This is a genomic window from Neisseria sp. HMSC073G10, from assembly GCF_001812605.1.
In the GTDB taxonomy this organism is placed as follows: Bacteria; Pseudomonadota; Gammaproteobacteria; order Burkholderiales; family Neisseriaceae; genus Neisseria; species Neisseria subflava_A.
In genome coordinates this window covers 1-474 of the sequence record NZ_KV809532.1, presented here as the reverse complement: position 1 = coordinate 474, position 474 = coordinate 1, and the positions used below count along the sequence as shown (strand labels likewise).

Sequence of the window (474 nt, the reverse complement as noted above, 5' to 3'; positions counted from 1 at the left end):
GGAATTTACGGTGCAGCGTACCGAAGCTTTGTTCAACCACATAACGGGTCTTCGACAAATACCGGTTACGTTTGGTTTGCGTTTCCGTCAGCGGACGGTTGCGGTGGGCTTTGCGCATAATGCCGTCTAACAACTGATGTTCTTTCAGATGTTGCCGATTTTCCTTACTGTCATAGCCTTTGTCGGCATAGACGGTCGTGCCTTTGGGCAGTCCTTCCAACAACGGCAACAGGTATTTGCATTCATGGGCATTGGCTGGGGTGATGTGCAGTTTCTCGATATAGCCTTCCGCATCGGTACGGGTATGTTGTTTGTAACCGAGTTTGTAGAGGCCGTTTTTCTTTATCCAACGGGCATCGCTGTCTTTACTCGGTGTGGTTTGGCCGCTGACTTGTCCTTTGTTATCGACCTCTATAGCCTGACGCTGTTTGCTGCCGGCAGTCTGAATAATGGTGGCGTCAACGACGGCAGCAG

At 50.6% G+C, this 474-nt stretch carries 1 protein-coding gene; it reads right to left on the bottom strand.

Translation table 11 applies throughout. The features are described 5' to 3' along the window. Positions 1-474 (bottom strand): transposase (locus tag HMPREF2865_RS07325; RefSeq protein WP_141752532.1); only part of this gene is annotated, 474 nt, incomplete at both ends.